This is a genomic window from Herminiimonas sp., assembly GCF_030645555.1.
Lineage (GTDB): Bacteria > Pseudomonadota > Gammaproteobacteria > Burkholderiales > Burkholderiaceae_D > Oxalicibacterium.
Genome location: NZ_JAUSME010000169.1, coordinates 1 through 1850 on the forward strand (window position 1 = coordinate 1; position 1850 = coordinate 1850).

Consider the following 1850-nt stretch of genomic DNA (forward strand, 5'->3'; position numbering starts at 1 on the left):
GGTGCCGACAAACTGGCCTACGCCCTGCACGACACTGACCTTGCGCGCCTTGGCCATGCCGGCCAGGCCGGTGGTCATCTTGCTGATGACTTTTTCCTTGTAGCCGCGCAGCTTGTCGATATCAATTTGCGGCGGCGCAAACGTCACGCCGTGTGCCGACATCGCGGCAGCTTCATCGATGACGGCCGCAACGTGCAGCAAGGCCTTCGACGGGATGCAGCCTACGTTAAGGCAGACGCCGCCGAGGACTGCATAGCGCTCTACCAATACTGTCGTCAGGCCGAGGTCGGCTGCGCGGAAGGCGGCAGAATAACCGCCAGGCCCGCCGCCCAATACCATCATGTCGCATTCGATATCGGCTTTGCCTGCGAAGCTGGCAGCAGCTGGGGCATTTGCTGGTGATGCTGCAGTTGGCGCTGGTGCAGCAGCCTGCGGCGCAGCGGCTTTTGCAGGAGCGGCTGGAGCCGCCGGTGCTGGGGCTGCAACTTGTGCGGCGGCGGGTGTTGATACAGCCGGTGCTGCAGGAGCTGCCGCACTTTCAGACGCTTCCAGTATCAGCAGCAGCGAACCTTCTGCAACCTTGTCGCCCAGCTTGACTTTCAATTCCTTGATGACGCCGGCGTGGCTGGCCGGGATTTCCATGCTGGCCTTGTCGGATTCGACCGTGATCAGCGATTGATCGACCTTGATCGTATCGCCCACTTTGACCAGCATTTCTATGATTTCAACTTCCTTGAAATCGCCGATATCGGGGACTTTCACTTCTATCGTGCTCATCGCTATAGCTCCGTATTTTTCATCTCGTTCGGCCTGCACTTTGCAGCAGGCCGAAACATGGACTGATCTTTTTCCGCTTGCTGCCGATTACAGCAGCGACTTGCGCAAATCGGTCAGCACTTCGCTCAGATAAGTGACGAAACGCGCACCTTGTGCGCCGTCGATCACACGGTGATCGTAAGACAGCGACAGCGGCATCATCAGGCGCGGCACGAATTGCTTGCCATCCCATACCGGCTTCATCGATGTTTTCGACAGGCCGATGATGGCCACTTCCGGCGCATTGATCAGCGGTGTGAAATACGTGCCGCCTATGCCGCCCAGCGAAGAAATCGTGAAGGTCGCGCCCTGCATGTCTGCGCCCTTCAGTTTTCCTTCACGCGCCTGTGCTGACAGCTCGCCCATTTCCTGCGCGATTTGCGTGACGGTCTTTTGATCGACGCCCTTGACCACAGGTACCACCAGGCCTTGCGGCGTATCGGCGGCAAAGCCGATGTTGTAGTACTGCTTGAGGATCAGGTTTTCGCCAGCTGCGTCGAGTGATGAATTGAACTCTGGATATTTTTTCAGTGCGGCGACGCAAGCCTTGATGACGAAGGCAAGCATCGTCAGCTTGACGCCTGATTTGGCCAGCGCGGTGTTGGTCGATTTGCGCAGCTCTTCGAGCTCGGTCACATCGGCTTCGTCGTATTGCGTCACGTGCGGGATCATGACCCAGTTGCGGTGCAGATTGGGACCGCTGATTTTCTTGATGCGCGACAGCGGCAACAAGGTCGTCGTGCCAAACTTGCTGAAATCCAGCGATGGCCATGGCAACAGATCGAGGCCGGCACCACCACGCGATGTGCTGGCGGCTACAGGTGCCGCAACAGGACCGGCAGCCAGTTTGGCTTTTACATACTGCTGCACATCTTCCTGCGTGATGCGACCCTTGGGGCCGGAGCCGGCAACGCTGCCGAGATCGACGCCGAGTTCACGTGCAAATTTGCGTATCGATGGCGATGCATGGGCTTTTGCATTCGAAACCGCTGGCGCGGCTGCAGGCGCTACAGCAGCAGGCTGCGCTGCGACCG

2 protein-coding genes are annotated in these 1850 nt (G+C 58.7%); both read right to left on the minus strand.

Annotated elements, in window-relative coordinates; translation table 11 throughout:
• The coding region (locus Q7T06_RS06780) for a biotin/lipoyl-containing protein (protein WP_304782361.1) at nt 1–777 on the minus strand (777 nt) is incomplete at its 3' end.
• A gap of 87 nt (nt 778–864) precedes the next feature.
• Nucleotides 865–1850: 2-oxo acid dehydrogenase subunit E2 (locus Q7T06_RS06785; protein WP_304782364.1), on the minus strand; the 986-nt coding region annotated here is incomplete at its 5' end.